The sequence below is a fragment of the Dermacoccus sp. GAS27A genome (assembly GCF_044909235.1).
Lineage (GTDB): Bacteria > Actinomycetota > Actinomycetes > Actinomycetales > Dermatophilaceae > Dermacoccus > Dermacoccus nishinomiyaensis.
The window spans coordinates 1-19,456 of the sequence record NZ_JBIYDW010000003.1 but is presented as its reverse complement, the minus strand read 5'-3'; the positions used below and the strand labels follow the sequence as shown (position 1 = coordinate 19,456).

General features: G+C 70.0%; 16 protein-coding genes. 15 read left to right on the top strand and 1 reads right to left on the bottom strand.

All coding sequences use genetic code 11. From position 1 onward, the window contains the following. The first annotated feature begins 94 nt into the window (after positions 1-94). Genes ABH936_RS03760 through ABH936_RS03745 form a run of 4 tightly spaced genes read left to right on the top strand, consistent with a single transcriptional unit; the run spans position 95 to position 2,747 of the window. Positions 95-676, top strand: a complete 582-nt coding sequence (locus tag ABH936_RS03760) for a DUF177 domain-containing protein (RefSeq protein WP_006943286.1) — start codon at positions 95-97, stop codon at positions 674-676. A gap of 1 nt (position 677) precedes the next feature. Beyond that, complete coding sequence (rpmF, locus tag ABH936_RS03755) at positions 678-872, top strand: 50S ribosomal protein L32 (protein ID WP_006943268.1); 195 nt, start codon at positions 678-680, stop codon at positions 870-872. A 53-nt stretch (positions 873-925) separates the two neighbouring features. Continuing rightward, on the top strand, positions 926-1,708 hold the full coding sequence (gene rnc / locus ABH936_RS03750) for a ribonuclease III (RefSeq protein ID WP_241724738.1): 783 nt from the start codon (positions 926-928) through the stop codon (positions 1,706-1,708). Beyond that, entirely contained in the window at positions 1,701-2,747 is a 1,047-nt protein-coding gene (locus ABH936_RS03745; protein WP_404602648.1) for an Fpg/Nei family DNA glycosylase, read from the top strand. The genes rnc and ABH936_RS03745 overlap by 8 nt, the downstream gene beginning before the upstream one ends. A 265-nt stretch (positions 2,748-3,012) precedes the next feature. Here the strand turns inward: ABH936_RS03745 and ABH936_RS03740 are convergent, their stop codons facing one another. Further along, positions 3,013-3,342: a hypothetical protein gene (locus ABH936_RS03740; protein ID WP_404602647.1), complete on the bottom strand. Its 330-nt coding sequence runs from the start codon at positions 3,340-3,342 to the stop codon at positions 3,013-3,015. On the opposite strand from ABH936_RS03740, the gene ABH936_RS03735 reads away from it, so the two are divergent. The 11 genes from ABH936_RS03735 (at position 3,320) to ABH936_RS03685 (ending at position 19,252) form a co-directional block, all read left to right on the top strand. Next, positions 3,320-3,691, top strand: coding sequence for a hypothetical protein (locus ABH936_RS03735; protein ID WP_404602646.1), 372 nt, complete (start codon positions 3,320-3,322; stop codon positions 3,689-3,691). The two genes, ABH936_RS03740 and ABH936_RS03735, sit on opposite strands and share 23 nt — an antisense overlap. A 462-nt stretch (positions 3,692-4,153) precedes the next feature. Beyond that, entirely contained in the window at positions 4,154-4,954 is an 801-nt protein-coding gene (gene map, locus ABH936_RS03730) for a type I methionyl aminopeptidase (RefSeq protein ID WP_259878182.1), read from the top strand. Positions 4,955-4,964: 10 nt separating this feature from the next. Continuing rightward, positions 4,965-8,636, top strand: a complete 3,672-nt coding sequence (smc, locus tag ABH936_RS03725; protein ID WP_404602645.1) for a chromosome segregation protein SMC — start codon at positions 4,965-4,967, stop codon at positions 8,634-8,636. A 156-nt stretch (positions 8,637-8,792) separates the two neighbouring features. After that, a complete protein-coding gene (locus ABH936_RS03720) occupies positions 8,793-9,011 on the top strand; it encodes a hypothetical protein (protein WP_074041201.1) in 219 nt (72 codons plus the stop codon). A 68-nt stretch (positions 9,012-9,079) separates the two neighbouring features. Then, positions 9,080-10,348 carry a signal recognition particle-docking protein FtsY gene (gene ftsY, locus ABH936_RS03715; protein ID WP_165584039.1) on the top strand — a complete coding sequence of 423 codons (1,269 nt, stop codon included), beginning with the start codon at positions 9,080-9,082 and terminating at the stop codon, positions 10,346-10,348. Between the two features lie 203 nt (positions 10,349-10,551). After that, entirely contained in the window at positions 10,552-11,973 is a 1,422-nt protein-coding gene (locus tag ABH936_RS03710; protein WP_165584038.1) for an ammonium transporter, read from the top strand. Further along, positions 11,970-12,308: a P-II family nitrogen regulator gene (locus tag ABH936_RS03705; RefSeq protein ID WP_006943278.1), complete on the top strand. Its 339-nt coding sequence runs from the start codon at positions 11,970-11,972 to the stop codon at positions 12,306-12,308. The genes ABH936_RS03710 and ABH936_RS03705 overlap by 4 nt, the downstream gene beginning before the upstream one ends. 288 nt (positions 12,309-12,596) lie before the next feature. Continuing rightward, on the top strand, positions 12,597-15,200 hold the full coding sequence (locus tag ABH936_RS03700) for a [protein-PII] uridylyltransferase (RefSeq protein ID WP_207623306.1): 2,604 nt from the start codon (positions 12,597-12,599) through the stop codon (positions 15,198-15,200). A 295-nt stretch (positions 15,201-15,495) separates the two neighbouring features. Then, positions 15,496-17,112 (top strand): signal recognition particle protein, encoded by a 1,617-nt coding sequence (ffh, locus tag ABH936_RS03695; RefSeq protein WP_006944856.1) that lies wholly within the window; start codon positions 15,496-15,498, stop codon positions 17,110-17,112. A gap of 114 nt (positions 17,113-17,226) precedes the next feature. Then, a complete protein-coding gene (locus tag ABH936_RS03690) occupies positions 17,227-18,318 on the top strand; it encodes an amidohydrolase family protein (protein ID WP_038568829.1) in 1,092 nt (363 codons plus the stop codon). 10 nt (positions 18,319-18,328) lie between these two features. Then, positions 18,329-19,252, top strand: a complete 924-nt coding sequence (locus tag ABH936_RS03685) for a GNAT family N-acetyltransferase (protein WP_051805995.1) — start codon at positions 18,329-18,331, stop codon at positions 19,250-19,252. Positions 19,253-19,456: the final 204 nt, after the last annotated feature.

Sequence of the window (19,456 nt, the reverse complement as noted above, 5' to 3'; positions counted from 1 at the left end):
GTGCGCGCCCGCGGCGTAGACTTGCACGTCGGCCTACGCCATCGCTGTGGCCGAAAGATGTTCGAAGTTCTCGACCGACGAAGAGTGCAAGGTAATGACCCAGGCTGATTCCCGCCGCCCGCTGGTGCTCGACACCAGGGAGCTCGGTCGTCGACCCGGAAACTCGCTGCGCCTCCACCGCGACGTCGAGGCTCCGGCAGATTTCGGTACCGACGTCATCGGCATCGAGGAGGGTCAGCCCGTCGGGCTCGACCTGCGTCTCGAATCGGTGATGGAAGGAGTCCTCATCACCGGTGAGGTCGAGGCGACGGCAACCGGCGCGTGCGTGCGGTGCCTGGAGGACGTGACCTACCCGGTCGACGTCCACTTTCAGGAGCTGTTCGTCTACGCCGATCGTGCTGCGCACCACCGCGAGGTGGCAGGCGGCGATGATGAGGACGAACTGCATGAGCTCGACGGCGACGACGCCGACCTCGAGCCCGTGCTGCGGGACGCTGTGGTGCCCACCCTGCCGTTCCAACCTGTGTGTCACGAGGACTGCCTCGGGTTGTGCTCCGAATGCGGTGCACGACTCGACGACGACCCCGATCACCATCACGAAGCTATCGACCCCCGCTGGTCGGCCCTGGTCAACCTGACCGAGGCTGGATCGGCAGAAGACGAGAAGAGGAACTGACGTGGCTGTCCCGAAGCGGAAGATGTCCCGCGCCAACACCCGCTCGCGCCGAGCCAACTGGAAGGCGACGCCCGTCGCCGTGCAGGCGTGCCCCGCGTGTGGTGCCAACAAGCAGTCGCACATGGCGTGCCCGGCGTGCGGTACGTACAACGGCCGCCACTACGGTGCAGCGGAGCGCACCGAGCACCAGGCCTGATCGGCCGATCGCAGACCGTGGGCAAGAAGTCTTCGAAGCGGTCAGCTGCAGACGTGTCGCAGCGGCCCGTCGGCGACCTCGTCCGGATCCTCTCTGAGGTTTCGGGTGTGGACGTCGACGAGTCGCTGCTTCGTCGTGCCCTGACCCACCGTTCGTTCGCGTACGAGAACGGCGGTATTCCGCACAACGAGCGCCAGGAGTTCCTCGGCGACGCCGTGCTGGGCCTCGTCGTCACCGAGACGCTGTACACGGATCAGCCCGACGCGCCGGAGGGGCACCTCGCGAAGCAGCGGGCGGCGGTCGTCAACTCGCGGGCCCTCGCTGAGGTCGCGCGCGGTCTCGAGCTGGGGGAGTACCTGCTGCTCGGGCGTGGCGAGCTCGCCACGGGTGGGCGCGACAAGGATTCGATCCTCGCCGACACGACGGAGGCCGTCATCGGCACGGTGTTCCTCTCGGGCGGCATCGAGGCGGGGCGTCGCATCGTCCACCACCTCATCGATCCGTTGATGAACCGATCGTCGACGATGGGTGCGGCGCTCGACTGGAAGACGTCGCTGCAGGAGGCCACCGCTGCGGCCGGCCTCGGTGCGCCGACGTACGTCGTCGAGGGTGAAGGGCCGGATCACGACAAGGTCTTCACCGCGACCGTCGTCGTCGACGGGCGCACCCTCGGTGTCGGTACGGGGCGCAACAAGAAGTCGGCCGAGATGATCGCCGCCGAGAACGCGTGGGTGAGCCTGCGCGACGAAGCGGCGAAGAACGCCGGTTCGGCCGGCGGTGACGTCGTACGCGACGAGGCGGACGCGGTCGCCGTCACGGACGGTGCGCATGCCTGAGCTTCCCGAGGTGGAAGTCGTACGACGAGGCCTGGACGACCACGTGGTCGGCCGGGCCTTCGTCACGTCCCGGGTGACGGGCTCGCGCGTCGCACGCCGTCACCTGCCGGGGCCGCAGCATCTGGCCGACGCATTGCTCGGACGACGGGTCGCGTCGGCCCAACGGCGCGGCAAGTACCTGTGGGTGACGTTCGAAGACGCCGCGCCTGGTTCTGATGGCTCGGCGGACGCGACGGTGCCGCTGGGCCGGCGCGAGGGTGCGGTGGCCGACGACGCCCTCGTCATCCACCTCGGCATGAGTGGACAGGTGCTCGTCGAGAGCGCCGACTCGCCGCTGGAAAAGCATGCGCATGCGGTGTTCGACCTGTCGGCGCCTGTGAAGCTCGCGTCGCCCGAGCGGTCGGGTGAGCGTGCCGGATCGGGGGATGTGGTGGATGCGCCGGGGGTGACTGACGCATCGGAGAGGCCGGGCTCGGAACCATCGGCCCAGCAGATGCGCTTCGTCGACCAACGGACGTTCGGCGGGTTGTTCCTCGACGACCTGACGGTGGCGCACGGGCGCGAGGTGCCCGCGTCGATCGCGCACATCGCGCCTGACCCGCTCGAGGAGGCGTTCGACGCGGGCGCCGTCGCGCGGCTCATGCGCAGCAAGGATGTCGCGATCAAGCGGATGCTGCTCGATCAGGGCATCGTCAGCGGTATCGGCAACATCTACGCCGACGAGGCGCTGTGGCGCGCGAAGGTGCACGGTCGACGCCCGGGACGCATGCTGACGAAGACGCAGCTCATCGGCGTGCTCACGGCGGCGCAGGACGTCATGCGTTCTGCGCTCGATCATGGCGGCACCAGCTTCGACGCGCTCTACGTCAACGTCAACGGTGCGAGCGGCTACTTCGATCGCTCTCTCGACGCCTACGGCCAGCAGGGCAAGCCGTGCCGCCGCTGCGGCACGCTGATCGTCAGGGAGCAGTTCATGAACCGCTCGTCGCACTTCTGCCCGACGTGCCAGAAGCCGCCCCGGACGATGGACGGTTCCTGAACAACGGGTCGATCACCGCACGCGCTCCGATGCCGGCGACCTCTGCGATGCGCGAGAAGTCCGACTCGCTCGCCGCGACCCCCATCCAGCGGCGTCGCAGTCCTGCGGGCTTTCGTCGGTCACGATCAACCATCGTTTGACTGCGGGGTCGTTGCGGAAGCCGGCGATGATGTCGTCGTCCCACGCGACGGGATCGCGCAGGACGACGTCGCCGCATAGGGACGCATGTGGAACGAGGCGGGTCGAAATGCGGCGCTCGACCTTCTCACGTCGGGCGCGACCGCTGAGCTCGGCGGATCCGAGAGGTCACGATTGAAGGCTCGGCCCGACTCGTGCTGACCTGCATCAGCTCGGTATCGTCGGAAAGGGGAGCTGGCTGCGCTTCGGTCGCGTCGTCGATCTCGATGAAGTCGAGTACGTCGCAGATGTGTGCGTGGACGCGAACGGGAATGTCGGGGTGGTCGAACGACCCGTGCGCGATGATCGCATCGCACGCACACTCATCGACACGTATTTGCTCGGGGACGCTCGCGTGAGCGCCGCCGCCGACCAGGCGATCGAGGAGCGTGCTCGTGCTCGGTGACTCCTTCGACACGCTCGAAGCCGTGGCTGCAGCGATGCCCCGGGAGCGGTGGGTGCTGATCGGCGGTCCCACGGTGCACTGCCATGCCAGAGAGGCCGGGGTTGCACACGCCCGGCCCACGCACGACGCGGACCTCGTGGTGGAGATCAGGGTTTCTTGGTACGGCGCAGCCGCGCCGGCCGTTCAGAGCATCGGCTTCGATCTCCAGGAGTCCCTGAACGTTCGCGCACCTGTCCATCGGTTCGTTCGCGCTGACGGTGCGGTGATCGACCTCATGGTTGCCGACCGTGAGAGTCGCCCACCGGTCTACCGGGGGAGGCGAGTGGTGGACGTTCCGGTTTCAGCTTCGGCCATGAAGTGAACCACTGATCACACCCTCCCCACCGGCACGCGGGTTCGTCTGCCGGATCTTCCCGCCGCTCTGGCACTCGAGAGCTGGGCTTACTTCCTTCCCGGAGCGAGCCGCGAGCGTCATCTGCAGGACGCAGTGACGTTGTTCGTCTGCCTCGATCGGCAGGAGGTCGCCCTGTCGAGATCCATGAGATCGGTCGTTCGCCGCCTGCTTGCCAAGATCGCGACGAACGAAGTGGCATGACAGATGTGCGACCCGGACGACTGGGCCAAGGCGGTTCGTGCCGCGCGAGGAATCGATCCCGAATGGCCGATCCCCACGTTCATCCGGCCACCTCGACCGACAAGGCGGCAACCGTGACGAATGCAGTCGTCATCTTGGTCGTCGCGACAGGCCGTCGCGACACGGTCGACCGCTGACGCTTCGCGAGGCTCGACGGCGTCCGGGCGCGGGCTGCACTACCGTAGTCGGGTGATCGAACTGCGTACGCCCCGAGAGATCGACGAGATGAAGCCCGCCGGGGCGTTCGTCGCATCCGTCCTGACAGCCCTGCGCGAGGCCGCCGACGTCGGCGTCAACCTGCTCGAACTCGACGCCCTGGCGCACCGCATGATCACCGACGCCGGTGCGGAGTCGTGCTACATCGACTACCACCCGAGCTTCGGCGCGAGCGCGTTCGGCAAGGTGCTGTGCACGAGCGTCAACGACGCCGTCCTGCACGGCCTGCCGCACGACTACGCCCTGAAGGACGGTGACCTGCTCAGCGTCGACTTCGCCGCATCACTCGACGGCTGGGTGAGCGACTCGGCGATCTCCTTCGTCGTCGGCACGCCGCGCGAGGCTGACCTGCGCCTCATCGACACGACCGAGCGAGCCCTCGCCGCAGGGATTGCGGCCGCGCAGCCCGGCAACAAGCTCGGCGATATCTCGGCCGCCATCGCCGACGTCTGCGCAGGCGCCGGATACCGCGTCAACACGCAGTTCGGCGGCCACGGCGTCGGCCGCACGATGCACGGCGAACCGCACGTGCCCAACGACGGTCGTGCAGGCCGCGGCCTCAAGCTCAAGCCTGGCCTCGTCATCGCGATCGAGCCCTGGCTCATGGCGGGCACCGACCAGATCATCCAGGACCGGGACGGGTGGACGCTGCGCAGCGTCGACGGTTCCCGTGGCGCGCACTCCGAGCACACCGTCGCGATCACCGCCGAGGGCCCGCTCGTCCTCACGGCGCGCGACACGGCCGCCGCCGGCGCGCCGCAGCCGACCGCCTGAACCGCGCGCCGTGTACGTCAAGTCGCTGACCCTCAAGGGGTTCAAGTCGTTCGCGTCGGCGACGAACCTCGTCCTCGAACCGGGCATCACCTGCATCGTCGGTCCGAACGGTTCCGGCAAGAGCAACGTCGTCGACGCGCTCGCCTGGGTCATGGGCGAGGGCAGTGCTCGCAGCCTGCGCGGCGGCAAGATGGACGACGTCATCTTCGCCGGCACCTCCGGGCGCCAGCCGCTCGGGCGCGCCGAGGTGACGATGACGATCGACAACTCCGACGGCGCACTGCCGATCGACTACACCGAGGTGACGATCAGCCGCACCATGTTCCGCGGCGGCGGCTCCGAATACGCGATCAACCGCACGCCGTGCCGACTGCTCGACATCCAGGAGCTGCTGAGCGACTCGGGCATCGGCAAGGAGATGCACGTCATCGTCGGCCAGGGCCAGCTCGACGCGGTGCTGCGCGCGACGCCCGAGGAACGTCGCGGGTTCATCGAAGAAGCGGCCGGCGTGCTCAAGCACCGCCGTCGCAAGGAGAAGGCGCTGCGCAAGCTCGACGGCATGGAGGCCAACCTCACGCGCGTCGCCGACCTGACGGCCGAGGTTCGCCGCCAACTCGGGCCGCTGGGACGCCAGGCCGAGACGGCGCGTCGGGCGCAAGCCATCCAGATGACGGTGCGTGACGCACGGCTGCGGCTGCTCGCCGACGACCTCGTCCAGCAGCGCGCGCGGCTCGAGGCCGACGTCGCGGACGAACAGGCGATGGTGCGGCGTCGCGCCGAACTCGACGACGCGGTGCGCGCCGCGAAGGCCGGCGTCGAGGAGATCGAGGCCGAGATCGCAGCCCGCGCTCCGGTGCTCGAACGGCTGCAGTCGCAGTGGTATGCGCTGTTGTCACTGGAGGAGAAACTCGATTCGACGCGCCGACTCGCCGCGGAACGAGCCACCTCGTTGACGGCGGCGCAGGACGAGACGCCCGGTTCGGGCCGGGATCCCGAGCAGCTGCGGCGTCAGGCCGAACGGGTCCGGGGGGAAGAGCTGGAGCTGCAGGCCGAGGTCGAGCGAGCCCAGGAGGCGCTCGACGCCGCCGTCGAGGTGCGCGAGAAGGCTGAACGTGAACATCAGGTCGAACAGCAGCGACTCGTGCGGATCGCGCGGGCAGCCGCAGATCGACGCGAGGGTCTGGCCAAGCTTCACGGTCAAGTCGAGGTTCGGCGTTCACGCGTGGAAGCAGGCGAGGCCGAACTCGCGCGGTTGCGCGCCAGCATCGGGGAGTCCGCGACGCGAGTGGCCCAGGCCCAGGAGGAGCTGGCGCCTCTCGAGGAGGCGCTGCGCGACGCGGAAGCCGCCGAAGCGGCGCTCAATGATGCTGCGGAGAAGCTGAGGGCTGATCACGCTGCCCTGCTCGAACGTCGTCGCGTGCTGCGCGACGAACGCAATACTTCAGCCCAACGCCGCAGCGCCTCAGCCGCACGCGCGCAGGCGCTCGATGAGACGCTCGGTTCCGACACGGCGGGGCTCGAGAACCTCCCCGCCGAAGCGCCGGGCGTGCTCGGCGACGTCGTCAGCCGCCTCGAGGTGGAGCCAGGTCACGAAGCCGGCGTCTCGCTCGCTCTGGGGTGGGCTGCCGAGGCCCTGCTCGTCGACTCCCACACCGACGCCGCAGCTCTGTTGGCCGCCCTGCGAGCGCAGGACGGCGGCCGCGTCGCTCTCCTCGTCGCGAGAGACGCGCCGCACGACGTCACGACCCACGACTGGCCGCCCCTTCCCGAGGGTGCCGTCTGGGTGCGCGACGTCGCGAGCGTACCGGCGACGATGCAGAGCGCGTTCGACGTCCTCGTCGACCGACTCGCGATCGTTCCCGACGCCGGCAGCGCGCTCACGCTCGTCCACGCCGGCGCGCGGGCCGTCACCCTCGACGGGGACGTCTACGAACCCACCGCGGTGCGTGGTGGGGGCCGCCCTGGGCGCTCCCGCCTCGAGGTGCGCGCGGCGCACGAGCAGGCCGTCCGGGACGCGGAGATCGCAGCCGACGCCGAGCAGAACGCGGAAAACGCCCTGGAAGCCCTGACGCAGCCACTCGCGGCCGCGCAGGACGCGGCGGACGATGCTGCGGCGGCGCTCGCCGAGAACGACGCGCGCATCGAGGAACTCATGGCGGCGCTCGCGCGTCACCATCAGGCGATCGCCGCGGCCTCCCACGAGCGTGACCGCATCAACGACTCGATCGAGCAGGCGAGCGTCGCGCTCGATGCGAACCGTGAAGAGCTCATGGAACTCGAGATGCGTCTCGACGAGGCGCAGGCCGAACCGGGTGAGAGCGAACCGTCCGTCGCCGAACGAGACCGTCTGGCGACGCTCGCCGCGACGGCGCGCGAGCAGGAGACCGAGCAACGTCTGACGCTTCGCACGCTTCAGGAAAGAGTCCGCGCGATCGCTGGGCGCGCTGAATCCCTCGAGGCCGCCGCACGCTCGGAGGTCGCCGCGCGCGAACGGGCGCAGGCGCGCCGCGTCCGACGTCGGGAGGCCGCAGCCCTGGCGCAGGCCGTCGAACGGGCCGCCGAACTGGCACGCGAGCAGGTGCGTCGCGCGCGCGATGAGGTGACCCGGGCGCGTGACGCCGAGCAGGCAAGCAAGGCGACTCGGGACGAGGCGTTGCGCACCGCCCGCGTCCGCCTGCAGGAATGCAGCGACCAACTGCGCGAGGTCACCGACTCCGTCCACCGCGACGAGATGGCGCGCGCTCAGCAGCGGCTGCGCATCGAGGCGCTGGAGACGAGGGCGGTCGAGGAACTCGGCATCGACCCTGACGTCCTCGTCGAAGAATTCGGGCCGCATCTGCCGGTGCCGCTGTTCGAGGCCGGCGCCGGTATGACGGCCGGCGAGAAAGCCGACACCCAGGCATCGTCGGGACGCGCTCCGTCAGGGCAGGGGAGCGAGGGCGACGACGCAGACGGCGGCCCCCCGAGCGGTACTGAGCCCGTCGCGAGCCGCCCGTTCGAGCGGGCCCTGGAGGAGAAGCGGCTGCGCACGGCCGAACGCGACCTCAAGCAGCTCGGCAAGGTCAATCCGCTGGCCCTCGAGGAGTACGCGGCCCTGGAGGAACGGCACACGTTCCTCAGCGAGCAGCTCGCCGACCTGCGCGGCTCGAAGAAGGACCTGCTGTCCATCGTCAGCGAGGTCGACGCGCGCGTCGAGCAGGTCTTCACCGAGGCGTTCCACGACGTGGCGCGCGAGTTCGAAGGTGTCTTCTCCCGCCTGTTCCCCGGCGGTGAAGGGCGGCTCGTGCTGACCGACCCCGAGAACATGCTGACGACGGGCCTCGACGTCGAAGCGCGCCCGCCGGGCAAACGCATCAAGCGGTTGTCGCTGCTGTCCGGCGGCGAGCGTTCCCTTGTCGCCGTTGCGCTGCTCGTGTCGATCTTCAAGGCGCGCCCGAGCCCGTTCTACATCATGGACGAGGTCGAGGCGGCCCTCGACGACGCGAACCTCGGTCGCCTCATCACGCTGTTCGAGGAGCTTCGTGACTCGAGCCAGCTCATCGTCATCACGCACCAGAAGCGGACGATGGAGGTCGCCGACGCCCTCTACGGCGTGACGATGCGCGGTGACGGCGTGACGACGGTGGTCTCACAGCGTCTCGCCGACGTGCGGGTCGCACCCGAGCCGGCCGAGGCGTCCTGACGGCGCCGCTAGTCGTTGTGCGACGCGAGGGCCGCCTGAGGCGCGTCGACTGGCGCCGTCAGGACGGTTCGGCGACAATCGTGGCGGAGCAGGCCTCATGCGCTCGCTCCCACCCGACGTGCCATCCGCGCGTCACACCCACCCCTCGGAGGATTCGTGTTCTGGATCGTGCTCGGTATGACGCTGACCGTCGTTCTGGCGGCGTTCGTCGTCGGCATCGTCGCGCTGCCGGCGCGACGGGCGGGCCGTCCGGTGCTCACCACGCGTGGCGAGAAGCTCTTCCGTGTCGGTCACGCGCCAGCCGCCCCGCGCGCCGCGACGGCCAAGGACGGCGAGCGCGCGCCCGAGCGCGGAGGTCGGATCCGCCGCTCCTGATCCCCAGCTGACGCGTGCCGTCGCCGCCTCGTTGGGCGGTTGTCGGTGCCGTTTGCAATGATGGCGGCGTGGATCAGCTCTGGGAAATTCTTGGTGTCGTCGCCGTAGCGCTCGTCGCCGCCGTCATGGGCCTCGTGGCCTTCGTCCGCGGCCGTTCGCGCAAGGCTCCGAAGGTTCCGGCGCGCGAGGAATCCGTCGAGATTCCACGCACGCCACCGAAGAAGACGCAGTACACGCCGAGTTCGGGTGTGCGCATCGACACGTCGAAGTCGGCGGCGCCCGCCCCGGCGAAGCCCGCGCAGACCGACGTCGTCGACGCACCGCGCGATGAAGCGCCCGCCCCCGAGGTCGTCGAGCCCGCTGGCGTCGTCGACGAGACGCCCGCGCCCGAACCGGCTGCGCTCGAGCGCCCCGAGTCGGCCCGTGGGCGCATGGTTCGCCTGCGTGAGCGACTGTCGCGCTCGAACACTGCGCTCGGCAAGGGCCTGCTCGCCATGCTGTCCGGCGGCAGCCTCGACGACGAGGCGTGGGAGGACGTCGAGGACACGTTGCTGCAGGCCGATCTGGGTGTCGAGGCGACGACGCAGATCGTCGACAACCTCAAACGCCGCATCGCCGTGCACGGTGCCACGGACGAGGAAACCGTCTCCGGCTGGTTGCACGAGGAGCTGCTCGCGCAGGTCGGGCCCGACATGGATCGCCGCATCGCGGCGAGCCGCGTGGGCGATCGGCCCGCCGTCGTCCTCGTCGTCGGCGTCAACGGCACGGGCAAGACGACGACCGTCGGCAAGCTCGCGCGCGTTCTCGTCGCCGAGGACAAGGACGTCATCCTCGGCGCGGCCGACACGTTCCGTGCCGCCGCAGCCGACCAGCTCGAGACGTGGGGCGCCCGCGTCGGCGTGCCCACCGTTCGCTCCGAGAAGGAGGGCGCCGACCCGGCCGCCGTCGCGTTCGACGCTGTCAAGGCCGGTCAGGAGAACGAGTGCGACGTCGTGCTGCTCGACACCGCGGGGCGCCTGCACAACAAGGTCGGTCTCATGGACGAGCTCGCCAAGATGAAGCGCGTCATCGAGAAGCGCAGCCCAATCGACGAGGTGCTGCTCGTCCTCGATGCGACGACCGGCCAGAACGGCATGCGTCAGGCCGAGGTGTTCGGCCAGGCGGTCGACGTCACGGGTGTCGTACTGACGAAGCTCGACGGCACCGCCAAGGGCGGCATCGTCGTCAACGTCCAGCGTGAGCTCGGCGTGCCCGTCAAGCTCGTCGGGCTCGGCGAGGGCCCCGACGACCTCGCGCCGTTCGACCCGGAGGCCTACGTCAACGCCGTGCTCGACTGAGCAGGCCGGTCTCGAGCCCCGCAGCGCCCACCCGCCGTCACGGCCGGTGGGCGCTCGTACGTCCACGCTTCGACACGAAACGTCTCACCTGGCGTGCATACCCTCAGGATGTGACCGCGATTTCACGTCAGCGCCGCATCCGAAACATGGGCGAAACATCGCGAGCCGCATGCTGAAACGTGGCGAGGGCAGGATCACTGAGCATGAACGCACACCTTCTGGCGGCAGAGGCCGCCCCGCAACTCGACTATGCGGCCACCGCATTCGTCCTCGTGTGCGCATCGCTCGTGCTCATGATGACGCCCGCGCTGGCGTTGTTCTACGGCGGGATGACGCGCTCCAAGTCAGTGCTCAACATGATGATGATGTCGTTCGGCGCCCTCGGCGTCGTCGGCATCATCTATGTGCTCTACGGCTACTCGATGTCGTTCGGCACCCACGACATCGCCGGGCTGATCGCGAACCCGGGTGACAAGTTCGGTCTGCACAACGTCGCCGACGTGTTCAACTCGTTCGGGTACGAGGGCTACGGAAACATCCCCGAGCTCGCGTTCGTGGGCTTCCAGCTCACCTTCGCGGGCCTGACGGTCGCGCTCATCTCCGGCGCCATCGCCGACCGTGTGAAGTTCTCGACGTGGCTCGTCTTCTCCGCGATCTGGGCGACGATCGTGTACTTCCCGATCGCGCACATGGTGTGGGGCGGCGGGTTCCTCGGCGGCACCGACCAGGGCGTCGCCGCGACGATGTTCGGTTCGACCGACGGCAAGGCCACGTTCGCACCGATCGACTTCGCGGGCGGCACCGTCGTGCACATCAACGCGGGCATGGCGGGCCTCGTCCTCGCTCTCATCGTCGGGCGCCGCGCCGGTTTCGGCCGCGTGCCCATGCGCCCCCACAACGTGCCGCTGACCATGCTCGGCGCCGGTCTGCTCTGGTTCGGCTGGTTCGGGTTCAACGCGGGTTCCGAGCTCGCCGCAGACGGTTCGGCGGCCCTCGTGTGGGTCAACACGGCCGCCGCGACGTGTGCGGCGATGATCGGTTGGCTCGCCGTCGAGAAGATCAAGGACGGCGAGGCGACGTCCATCGGTGCCGCCTCCGGCGTCGTCGCCGGTCTCGTCGCGATCACCCCCGCCTGTGGTGCGCTCAGCCCCGTCGGCTCGCTCATCCTCGGCGCGGTCGCCGGCATCCTCAGCGCCCTGGCCGTCAGCCTGAAGTTCAAGTTCAACCTGGACGACTCGCTCGACGTCGTCGGCGTCCACCTCGTCTCCGGCCTGTGGGGCACGATCGGCGCCGGCCTGCTGTCGACGACGAACGGCCTGCTCTACGGCAAGGGCTACGAGCAGACGGTCGTGCAGATCGTCATCGCGCTCGGTTGCCTCGCGTTCACGGGCGTGCTCACCGCCGTCATCGGTCTCGCCCTCAAGGCGACGATGGGCTGGCGCATCGACCACGACGACGAGCTCGCGGGCATCGACTCCGCCGAGCACGCCGAATCCGCCTACGATTTCGGTGGGTTCGCCTCCGGTACCCGCGTCGGCCACGGCCTGCTGCCGTCCGGCCACGGCCCCCTCGGTGGCAGCACCACCGGCGCAGAACACAACGACCCGCGAGGAGTGCAGGCATGAAACTCGTCACCGCCATCATCAAGCCGTTCAAGCTCGACGACGTCAAGGAAGCCCTCGAGGCCTTTGGCATCGCCGGGATGACGGTGAGCGAGGTCAGCGGCTACGGCCGCCAGCGCGGCCACAGCGAGGTTTACCGCGGCGCCGAGTACAGCGTCGACTTCGTGCCGAAGCTGCGCATCGAGGTCGTCATCGACGACGCCGACGCGCCCGCCGTCGTCGACGCCGTCGTGCGTGCCGCGCAGACGGGACGCATCGGCGACGGCAAGGTGTGGACCGTTCCCGTCGACGACATCGTGCGCGTGCGCACCGGCGAGACCGGCGCTGCCGCGGTCTGAGCGCCCCCGGGACGTGAGCCTCGCCGACGTGAGCCAGGCCGACGTGGCGCACGAGTCCTCGTGGCCCGAGTGCCGACGGTGACGGTCGACCGCCCCGGTTGGGTCGAGACCCTGACGAACGCCGTCGCCGCGCGAGGATCGCCGGCCCGGCGTTCGTCGGCGTCCGTCCCGCTTCGTGAGGCGCACCGCGCCGCGCGCCACGCCGTCGTAGTCGCCGTAGACGCACAAACCCCAGCCATCGACGGCGCAGAACCCCCGCCCAGCCCTCCGAGAGAGGACGATGCAGCCATGAGCGCCGTGTCCGCCCACTACGCCGCACGTCTCGACCTCGCGCGCACGCGCGAGTTCGAGCAACCCGGCGCGGGCCCCGCACGTCGGGAGCGGCTCGCGGCGTCGGCCCATGCCTTCATGGCGCAGGCCTGGCACGATGCGTGCGCGGCGACGGGGCTGCCCGAGCGTCAGAGCGGTGTGGCGCTCGCCGTCGTCGGCTCGCAGGCCCGGGGCGATGCGGGGCCGTTGAGCGATTACGACCTCGTCCTCCTGCACGACGGGCGCAGCGTCGGCTCGAAACGCATCACCGAGCTCGCGGACGCCCTGTGGTACCCGTTGTGGGATGCAGGGGTGCGCTTCGACCACTCCGTGCGCACGCTGGCGCAGTGCCGCCAGGCCGCGTCGTCAGACCTCGCCGCTGCGGTCGGCATGCTCGACATCGCATCCGTGGCCGGTGACGACGTCCTCGTCGCCGGGGTACGCCAGGCGATCGCCGCCGACTGGCGCGGTGCCGCGCGCAAGCGGCTGCCGGAGGTCGTCGAGTCGTTGCGGGCGCGGCACGCGCGTTTCGGTGACATCGCGACGACGCTTGATCCGGACCTCAAGGAATCCGGGGGAGGCCTGCGCGACCTCAGCCTCGTCGGCGCGCTGACGACGGCGTGGCTCGCCGACCCTCACCGCGCCAGCGCAGAACGCGCCCGAGCGCAATTGCTCGACGTGCGCGACGCGTTGCACGTCGTCACCGGGCGGGGTCGGGAGCGGCTCAGCCTGCAGGATCAGGACGCCGTCGCGGCGCTGCTCGGGTGCTCCGACAGCGACGAGTTGCTGACGCGCGTCGTCGACGCGGCGCGCACGATCACGTACGTGACGGACGCGGCCGTGCGCGCGGCCGGCCAGTCGCAGCGAGCCCGGGCGTTGCGCGTCGGGCCGCGCCGACCGTCGCTGACGCCGCTCGGGCACGGGTTGCACCTGCACGACGGCGAGGTCGTCCTCGGCGCGGGGCGCCGCGACGGCGGGCACCTGACGTTGCTGCGCGCCGCCGCTGCGGCGGCCTCGCGGGGTGCGCTCATCGGGCCGACGACCCTCGCGAACCTCGTCGCGAGCTGCGGGCCGCTGCCCGCCCCGTGGCCGCGAGAGATCCGGGAGGGTTTCGTGGGGTTCCTCGCGAGCGGGCCCGGCATCGTCGACGTGTGGGAGGGCCTCGATCTGAGCGGCATCGTCGACGTCTGGCTGCCCGAGTGGTCGACGGTGCGTTCGCGCCCGCAACGAAACGCGATCCACCAGTTCACCGTCGACCGACACAGCATCGAGGCCGTCGTCATCGCGGCGGGCCTGCGCGAGCACGTGGCACGGCCCGACCTGCTCCTCGTCGCCGCGCTGCTGCACGACATCGGCAAGGTCGCAGGCGCGCGTGACCACAGCGCGGAGGGCGCACCCGTCGCGCGCGCCATCTGCCAGCGCATGGGCTTCGATCGCGCCGACTGCGACCTCGTCGAACGTCTCGTGCGCGAACACCTCACGCTCGTCGATCTGGCGACGAAACGCGACCCCGACGACCCTGCGACCGTCAGGATGCTCTGCGAGGCGGCCGGCAGCGCCGAAGGCCTCGACCTGCTCGACGCGCTGACGGAGGCTGACGCGCGAGCAGCCGGACCACAGGCATGGACGACGTGGCGCGCCGGCCTCGTGCGCGACCTCGCCGCGCGAGCACGCAGGCGGTTCGCGTCGGGGGAGACGGTCGCAGGCGTGCCCGCACCTGCCGCGACCTTCGAGGGTGCCTCGTCCCCCGGCAGGTCATCGCCCGGGGCGACGGCCGAGCAGCGGCCGTCCGAGGACGTGGCGACCGGACGCGCCGTTTCTCTTCCTGCGGTCTCTCGACCCTCAAGTCGCGCCCCCGCGGCGTCAGCCCAGGCCCTGGGCGAGACCGATTCGGTCGCGGAAGGCGACGGGGTGCAGGCGCAGGTCGACGCTGGCAGCCCGTCGGGCATCGTGAGCGCGGACGAGCGGGGACGCGTCGCGGCGGGGGAGGTGGTCGTCGAGATCGAGCCGCTGGAGGGCGTGAGCGGCGTCGTGACCGTCCGCATCATCGACGTCGACCGGCTCGGCCTCTTCGCCGACATGGCGGGCGTGCTCGGGCTGCGACGCACGTCCGTGCGGTCGGCGAACCTGCGGACGATCGACGGCCTCGCCGTCGACACGTGGGTCGTCGAGGTGCCGCACGGCGACGTGCCGCGCACGAGCGACCTGGCGCGGTCGCTGCGAACGTTGCGCGAGGGCGAGCGCCTGCCGCTGCGTGCCCTCGAGGCGGACGCGCGCCGTCGCGCCGCCGCGGGGCCGTCACGCGCGACGATGCCGCGGGCGTCCGCGTTCGTCGTCCCGGGTGCATCGCAGCACGCGACCGTCATCGAAGTGCGCGCCGCCGACCGTCTCGGATTGTTGTTCGACGTGGGGTCGGCATTCGCCGTCGAGCGGGTCTCCGTGCGCTCCGCGCACATCGCGACATATGCGGGACGCAGCGCCGACACCTTCTACGTCACGGACGAGCAGGGCTCGCCGCTGGCGCCACCGCACGCGGCGCGCGTCATCGGCGCCGTGCTCGACGCCGTCGGCACCGCCGGCTGACGCATCTCTTCGCTCGAACCGCTACCTCGAGGAACTCCGGCACCCGTCCCCATCGACGATCCGCATCCCCATCCGCGAATCCCGTCCCCCTCTGCGATTTTCGTCCACATCTGCATCTACGCCCATGTGGACGAGCATCGCAGATGGGGACAGTCGCCACGATGCGTCGTTCCTCGAGGGCATTCCCGCCGAGACCGAGCGTCGACATCGACGAACGCCGACGCGACGGGCTCGGCATCGGCTCCACTGCACGGTCGATCTGACGGGGCCGCATGGGAGCGGGTAATCTGGGCCGGTGTTCAATAGCCTCTCAGACCGCCTGACAGCGACCTTCGCCAACCTCAAGGGCAAGGGGCGTCTCACTGAGTCAGACATCAACGCGACCATCCGTGACATCCGGATGGCGTTGCTCGATGCCGACGTCGCGCTGCCCGTCGTCAAGCAGTTCACGCGGGGGGTGCGTGAGCGTGCGCTCGGTGCGGAGGTCAGCCAGGCGCTGAACCCCGGCCAGCAGGTCGTCAAGATCGTCAACGAGGAGCTCGTCGCGATCCTCGGCGGCCAGACGCGGTCGATCCAGTACGCGAAGACGGGCCCGACCGTCATCATGCTCGCCGGTCTGCAGGGTTCCGGTAAGACGACGTTCGCGGGCAAGCTCGCGCGTCGGCTGCGCGACGAGGGTCACTTCCCGGTGCTCGTCGCCGCCGACCTGCAGCGTCCGAACGCCGTGCGTCAGCTCGAGGTCGTCGGTGAGCGTGCGGGCGTGCCGGTGTTTGCGCCCGAGCGTGGCAACGAGGGTGGCCACGACGCGGTCTCGGAGACGGGCGAGGGCACACGCAGCCACGGCGACCCCGTCTGGGTTGCCCAGGCCGGTGTCGCACAGGCGAAGGTACGCCAGTACGACGTCGTCATCGTCGACACCGCGGGTCGTCTCGCTGTCGACGAGAACCTCATGCAGCAGGCCGCCGACATCCGTGAGGCGATCCAGCCGAACGAGGTGCTCTTCGTCATCGACGCGATGATCGGTCAGGCCGCCATCGAGACGGCGATCGCGTTCCAGGACGGCGTCGACTTCACGGGTGTCGTCCTGTCGAAGCTCGACGGTGACGCCCGCGGTGGTGCCGCCCTCTCGGTGGCCTCGGTGACGGGTCGCCCGATCATGTTCGCCTCGACGGGCGAGGGCGTGAAGGACATCGAGGTCTTCCACCCCGATCGCATGGCGAGCCGCATCCTCGACATGGGTGACGTGCTGACGCTCATCGAGCAGGCGGAGCGCGCGTTCGACAAGCGCCAGGCCGCCGAGATGGCGCGCAAGTTCATGGACGAGGAGGATTTCACGTTCGACGACTTCCTCCAGCAGATGTCGGCCATCAAGAAGATGGGCAACATCAAGGGCCTGCTCGGCATGATGCCGGGCATGGGTCAGATGCGTGACCAGCTCAACTCGCTCGACGAGCGCGAGTTCGACCGTGTCGAGGCCATCGTCCGCTCGATGACGCCGTTCGAACGCACGCACCCGAAGCAGATCAACGGTTCGCGACGCGCGCGCATCGCGCGAGGTTCGGGCGTCTCGGTCTCCGAGGTCAACCAGCTGCTGCAGCGTTTCGGCGAGGCGCAGAAGATGATGCGTCAGCTGAAGCGTGGCGGCGGCATGCCGGGCATGCCGGGCATGGGTGCGATGCCTGGTGGCGGCGGTGGCAAGAAGGCGAAGAGCCAGCCGAAGAAGAAGGGCAAGAGCGGCAACCCCGCCAAGCGTGCGCAGGAAGAGGCGGCCGCAGCGGCCAAGGCCGAAGCGGCGCGTGCGGCCGCGATGGAGAACGCCTTCGGCCAGATGAACGACGAGCCCGACTACTCGAACATGAAGCTGCCGAAGGGCTTCGAGAAGTTCCTCGGCCCGGGGGCGGACAAGGACTAACCGCGTCGGTCGTCCTTCGGCCCGGAGGAGTTGTGCAGGTTCGTGCGACCGGTATCGCGAACATGCACGACCTCTCGGGCGATCAGCGCCGACGTCGCGCGATAGTGTCGGTTCATGAATGGCGATGTGCTCCACCTCACCGGCTGCATCCTGGCCGGGCCTGACGATGAGGTAGGGGAGGCCTGGGTCGTCGACGGACGCATCACCTACGCGCGTCCCGAGACGAACCTCGACGACGCCGTCGAGCTCGACGGCTGGTTCCTGCCGGGGCTCGTCGACGCGCACTGCCACGTCGGGCTCGAGTCGCATGGGGGAGTGCCGCCCGAACGCGCCGAAGAGCATGCCCTCGCCGACCGCGCGGCCGGCGCGCTCCTGCTGCGCGACTGCGGCTCACCCGTCGACACGCACTGGATCGACGAACGTGACGACCTGCCCCGCATCGTCCGCGCCGGCCGCCACATCGCCCGCACCAAGCGCTACATCCGCAACTACGCCCACGAGATCGAGCCCGAAGATCTCGTCGCGTACGTGCGCCAGGAGGCGCGCCGCGGTGACGGCTGGGTCAAGCTCGTCGGCGACTGGATCGATCGCGACGCCGGCGACCTCACCCCGTGCTGGCCCGCAGAGGCACTGAAACCCGCCATCGACGCCGCCCACGCCGAGGGCGCGCGCGTCACCGCGCACTGCTTCGGCGAGCAGTCATTGTTCGACTTCGCGGACGCCGGCGTCGACTGCATCGAGCACGCGAGCGGCCTCACCGAGGAATCCATCGCACTGTTCGCCGAGCGCGACATCGCGATCGTCCCGACCCTCGTCAACCTCGACAACTTCCCGACGTTCGCCGCTGCCGGCGAGGCCAAGTTTCCCGCCTACGCTGCGCACATGCGCGACCTGCACGCCCGCCGGTACACCACGATCGGCGCGGCCCGCGACGCTGGCATCCGCATCTACGCCGGCACCGACGCGGGCGGTCAACTGCCGCACGGCCTCATCGCGAGCGAGGTCGCCGAGATGACGAACGCCGGGATGAGCAACAGCGAAGCACTCGCGACGGCGACGTGGGGCGCGCGCGAATGGCTCGGCCACGAACGCCTGACGGAGGGTGCGCCGGCCGACATCGTGATGCTCGACGCTGACCCGCGCGACGACGTGCGCGTCCTCGCCGCGCCGCGCCACGTCGTCCTGCGCGGACGCATCGTCGAATGAGGCCGAACGCATGAGCAGCGCCGAATTCCTCCACGCCAACGGCGAACGTGTCAGCGTCAGCGTTGCCCGGCGAGCCGACATCGAGCCCTACCGACGCGCGATGACGCGCTCCGCGGCACGCATCGGCTCGTGGAACCCCGTCAATCCGGGCGATCTCGTCCACCACCTCGCGGCGCAATCCGAGAAGCACCGCACCTTCCTCATCCGCGCCCATGACGACGTGCGCGCCCCGCACGACACGGCCGGTCTCGTCGGCTGCGTCAACGTGTCGAACGTCGTGCAGGGGCGGTTCATGAGCGCGACGATGGGGTACAACGCATTCGACCCGTACGTCGGGCAGGGGCTGTTCCGCGAAGGTCTCGCGCTCGTCGTCGACATCGCTCTGCGCCCCACCCCGTCGGGCATGGGCCTGCACCGCGTCGAGGCGAACGTGCGCACGGCCAACGCGACGTCGGCGGGCGTCCTGCGGTCGCTCGGTTTCAGACGCGAACGCACCGTCCGCCGCATGTTGTGGCTCGCCGACGGCCCGTCGGGCGCCAACGCCTGGCGCGATCACGACTCCTACGCGATCACCCGCGAAGAATGGCCGGCACGCGCCTACGCCGAGCATGACTCTCCGGCCGGCGTCATCGTCCTCGACCACGCGATCAGTGAACTGGTCGCCGTTGCGCTGGCGCGTGAGCTGACGGCGGTGGCCCTGTTCGGACTGCCTTACGCGGCGGCCCTCGACGTCGCTGCGTACGCCGGTGCGCCGATCGTGTGGTGCGCGGGTTCCTCAGCTGAGCGCGCCCTCGTCGATCTGACGGCTCGCGGCGTGCGCGCCGCGCGGCCCGATGACGTCACTGCCGCGCAACTGCGGAAACTCAACGACAGTCCCCACGATGCGCGAGCCTTCGTCCAGCAGGCGCTGAACTTGCGTCCGCGTCTCAGCTGACCACCGCTTCCAGCGTTCCCCGCCGAACCACACCGGACGTCGAGCCACGCTGAGGTCGCGCCACACCGAGCATGCTGCCGGGGCCGCCCCCCCCCGGGGGGGGGGGGCCGGCCCCCGGGGCGGGGAGCGCCGCGCGTGAGGGGGTGGGTGACCCCGGCCGCACCGAAAAGCGAGCCCGTCTGGAGGGACAAGATGGAGTTGGTG

Excerpts from the sequence above, each read along its gene's own strand:
- ABH936_RS03760 (WP_006943286.1), top strand. The coding sequence starts at position 95 with ATGACCCAGGCTGATTCCCGCCGCCCGCTGGTGCTCGACACCAGGGAG.
- ABH936_RS03745 (WP_404602648.1), top strand. The coding sequence starts at position 1,701 with ATGCCTGAGCTTCCCGAGGTGGAAGTCGTACGACGAGGCCTGGACGAC.
- ABH936_RS03710 (WP_165584038.1), top strand. The coding sequence starts at position 10,552 with ATGAACGCACACCTTCTGGCGGCAGAGGCCGCCCCGCAACTCGACTAT.
- ABH936_RS03705 (WP_006943278.1), top strand. The coding sequence starts at position 11,970 with ATGAAACTCGTCACCGCCATCATCAAGCCGTTCAAGCTCGACGACGTC.
- ABH936_RS03700 (WP_207623306.1), top strand. The coding sequence starts at position 12,597 with ATGAGCGCCGTGTCCGCCCACTACGCCGCACGTCTCGACCTCGCGCGC.
- ABH936_RS03690 (WP_038568829.1), top strand. The coding sequence starts at position 17,227 with ATGAATGGCGATGTGCTCCACCTCACCGGCTGCATCCTGGCCGGGCCT.
- ABH936_RS03685 (WP_051805995.1), top strand. The coding sequence starts at position 18,329 with ATGAGCAGCGCCGAATTCCTCCACGCCAACGGCGAACGTGTCAGCGTC.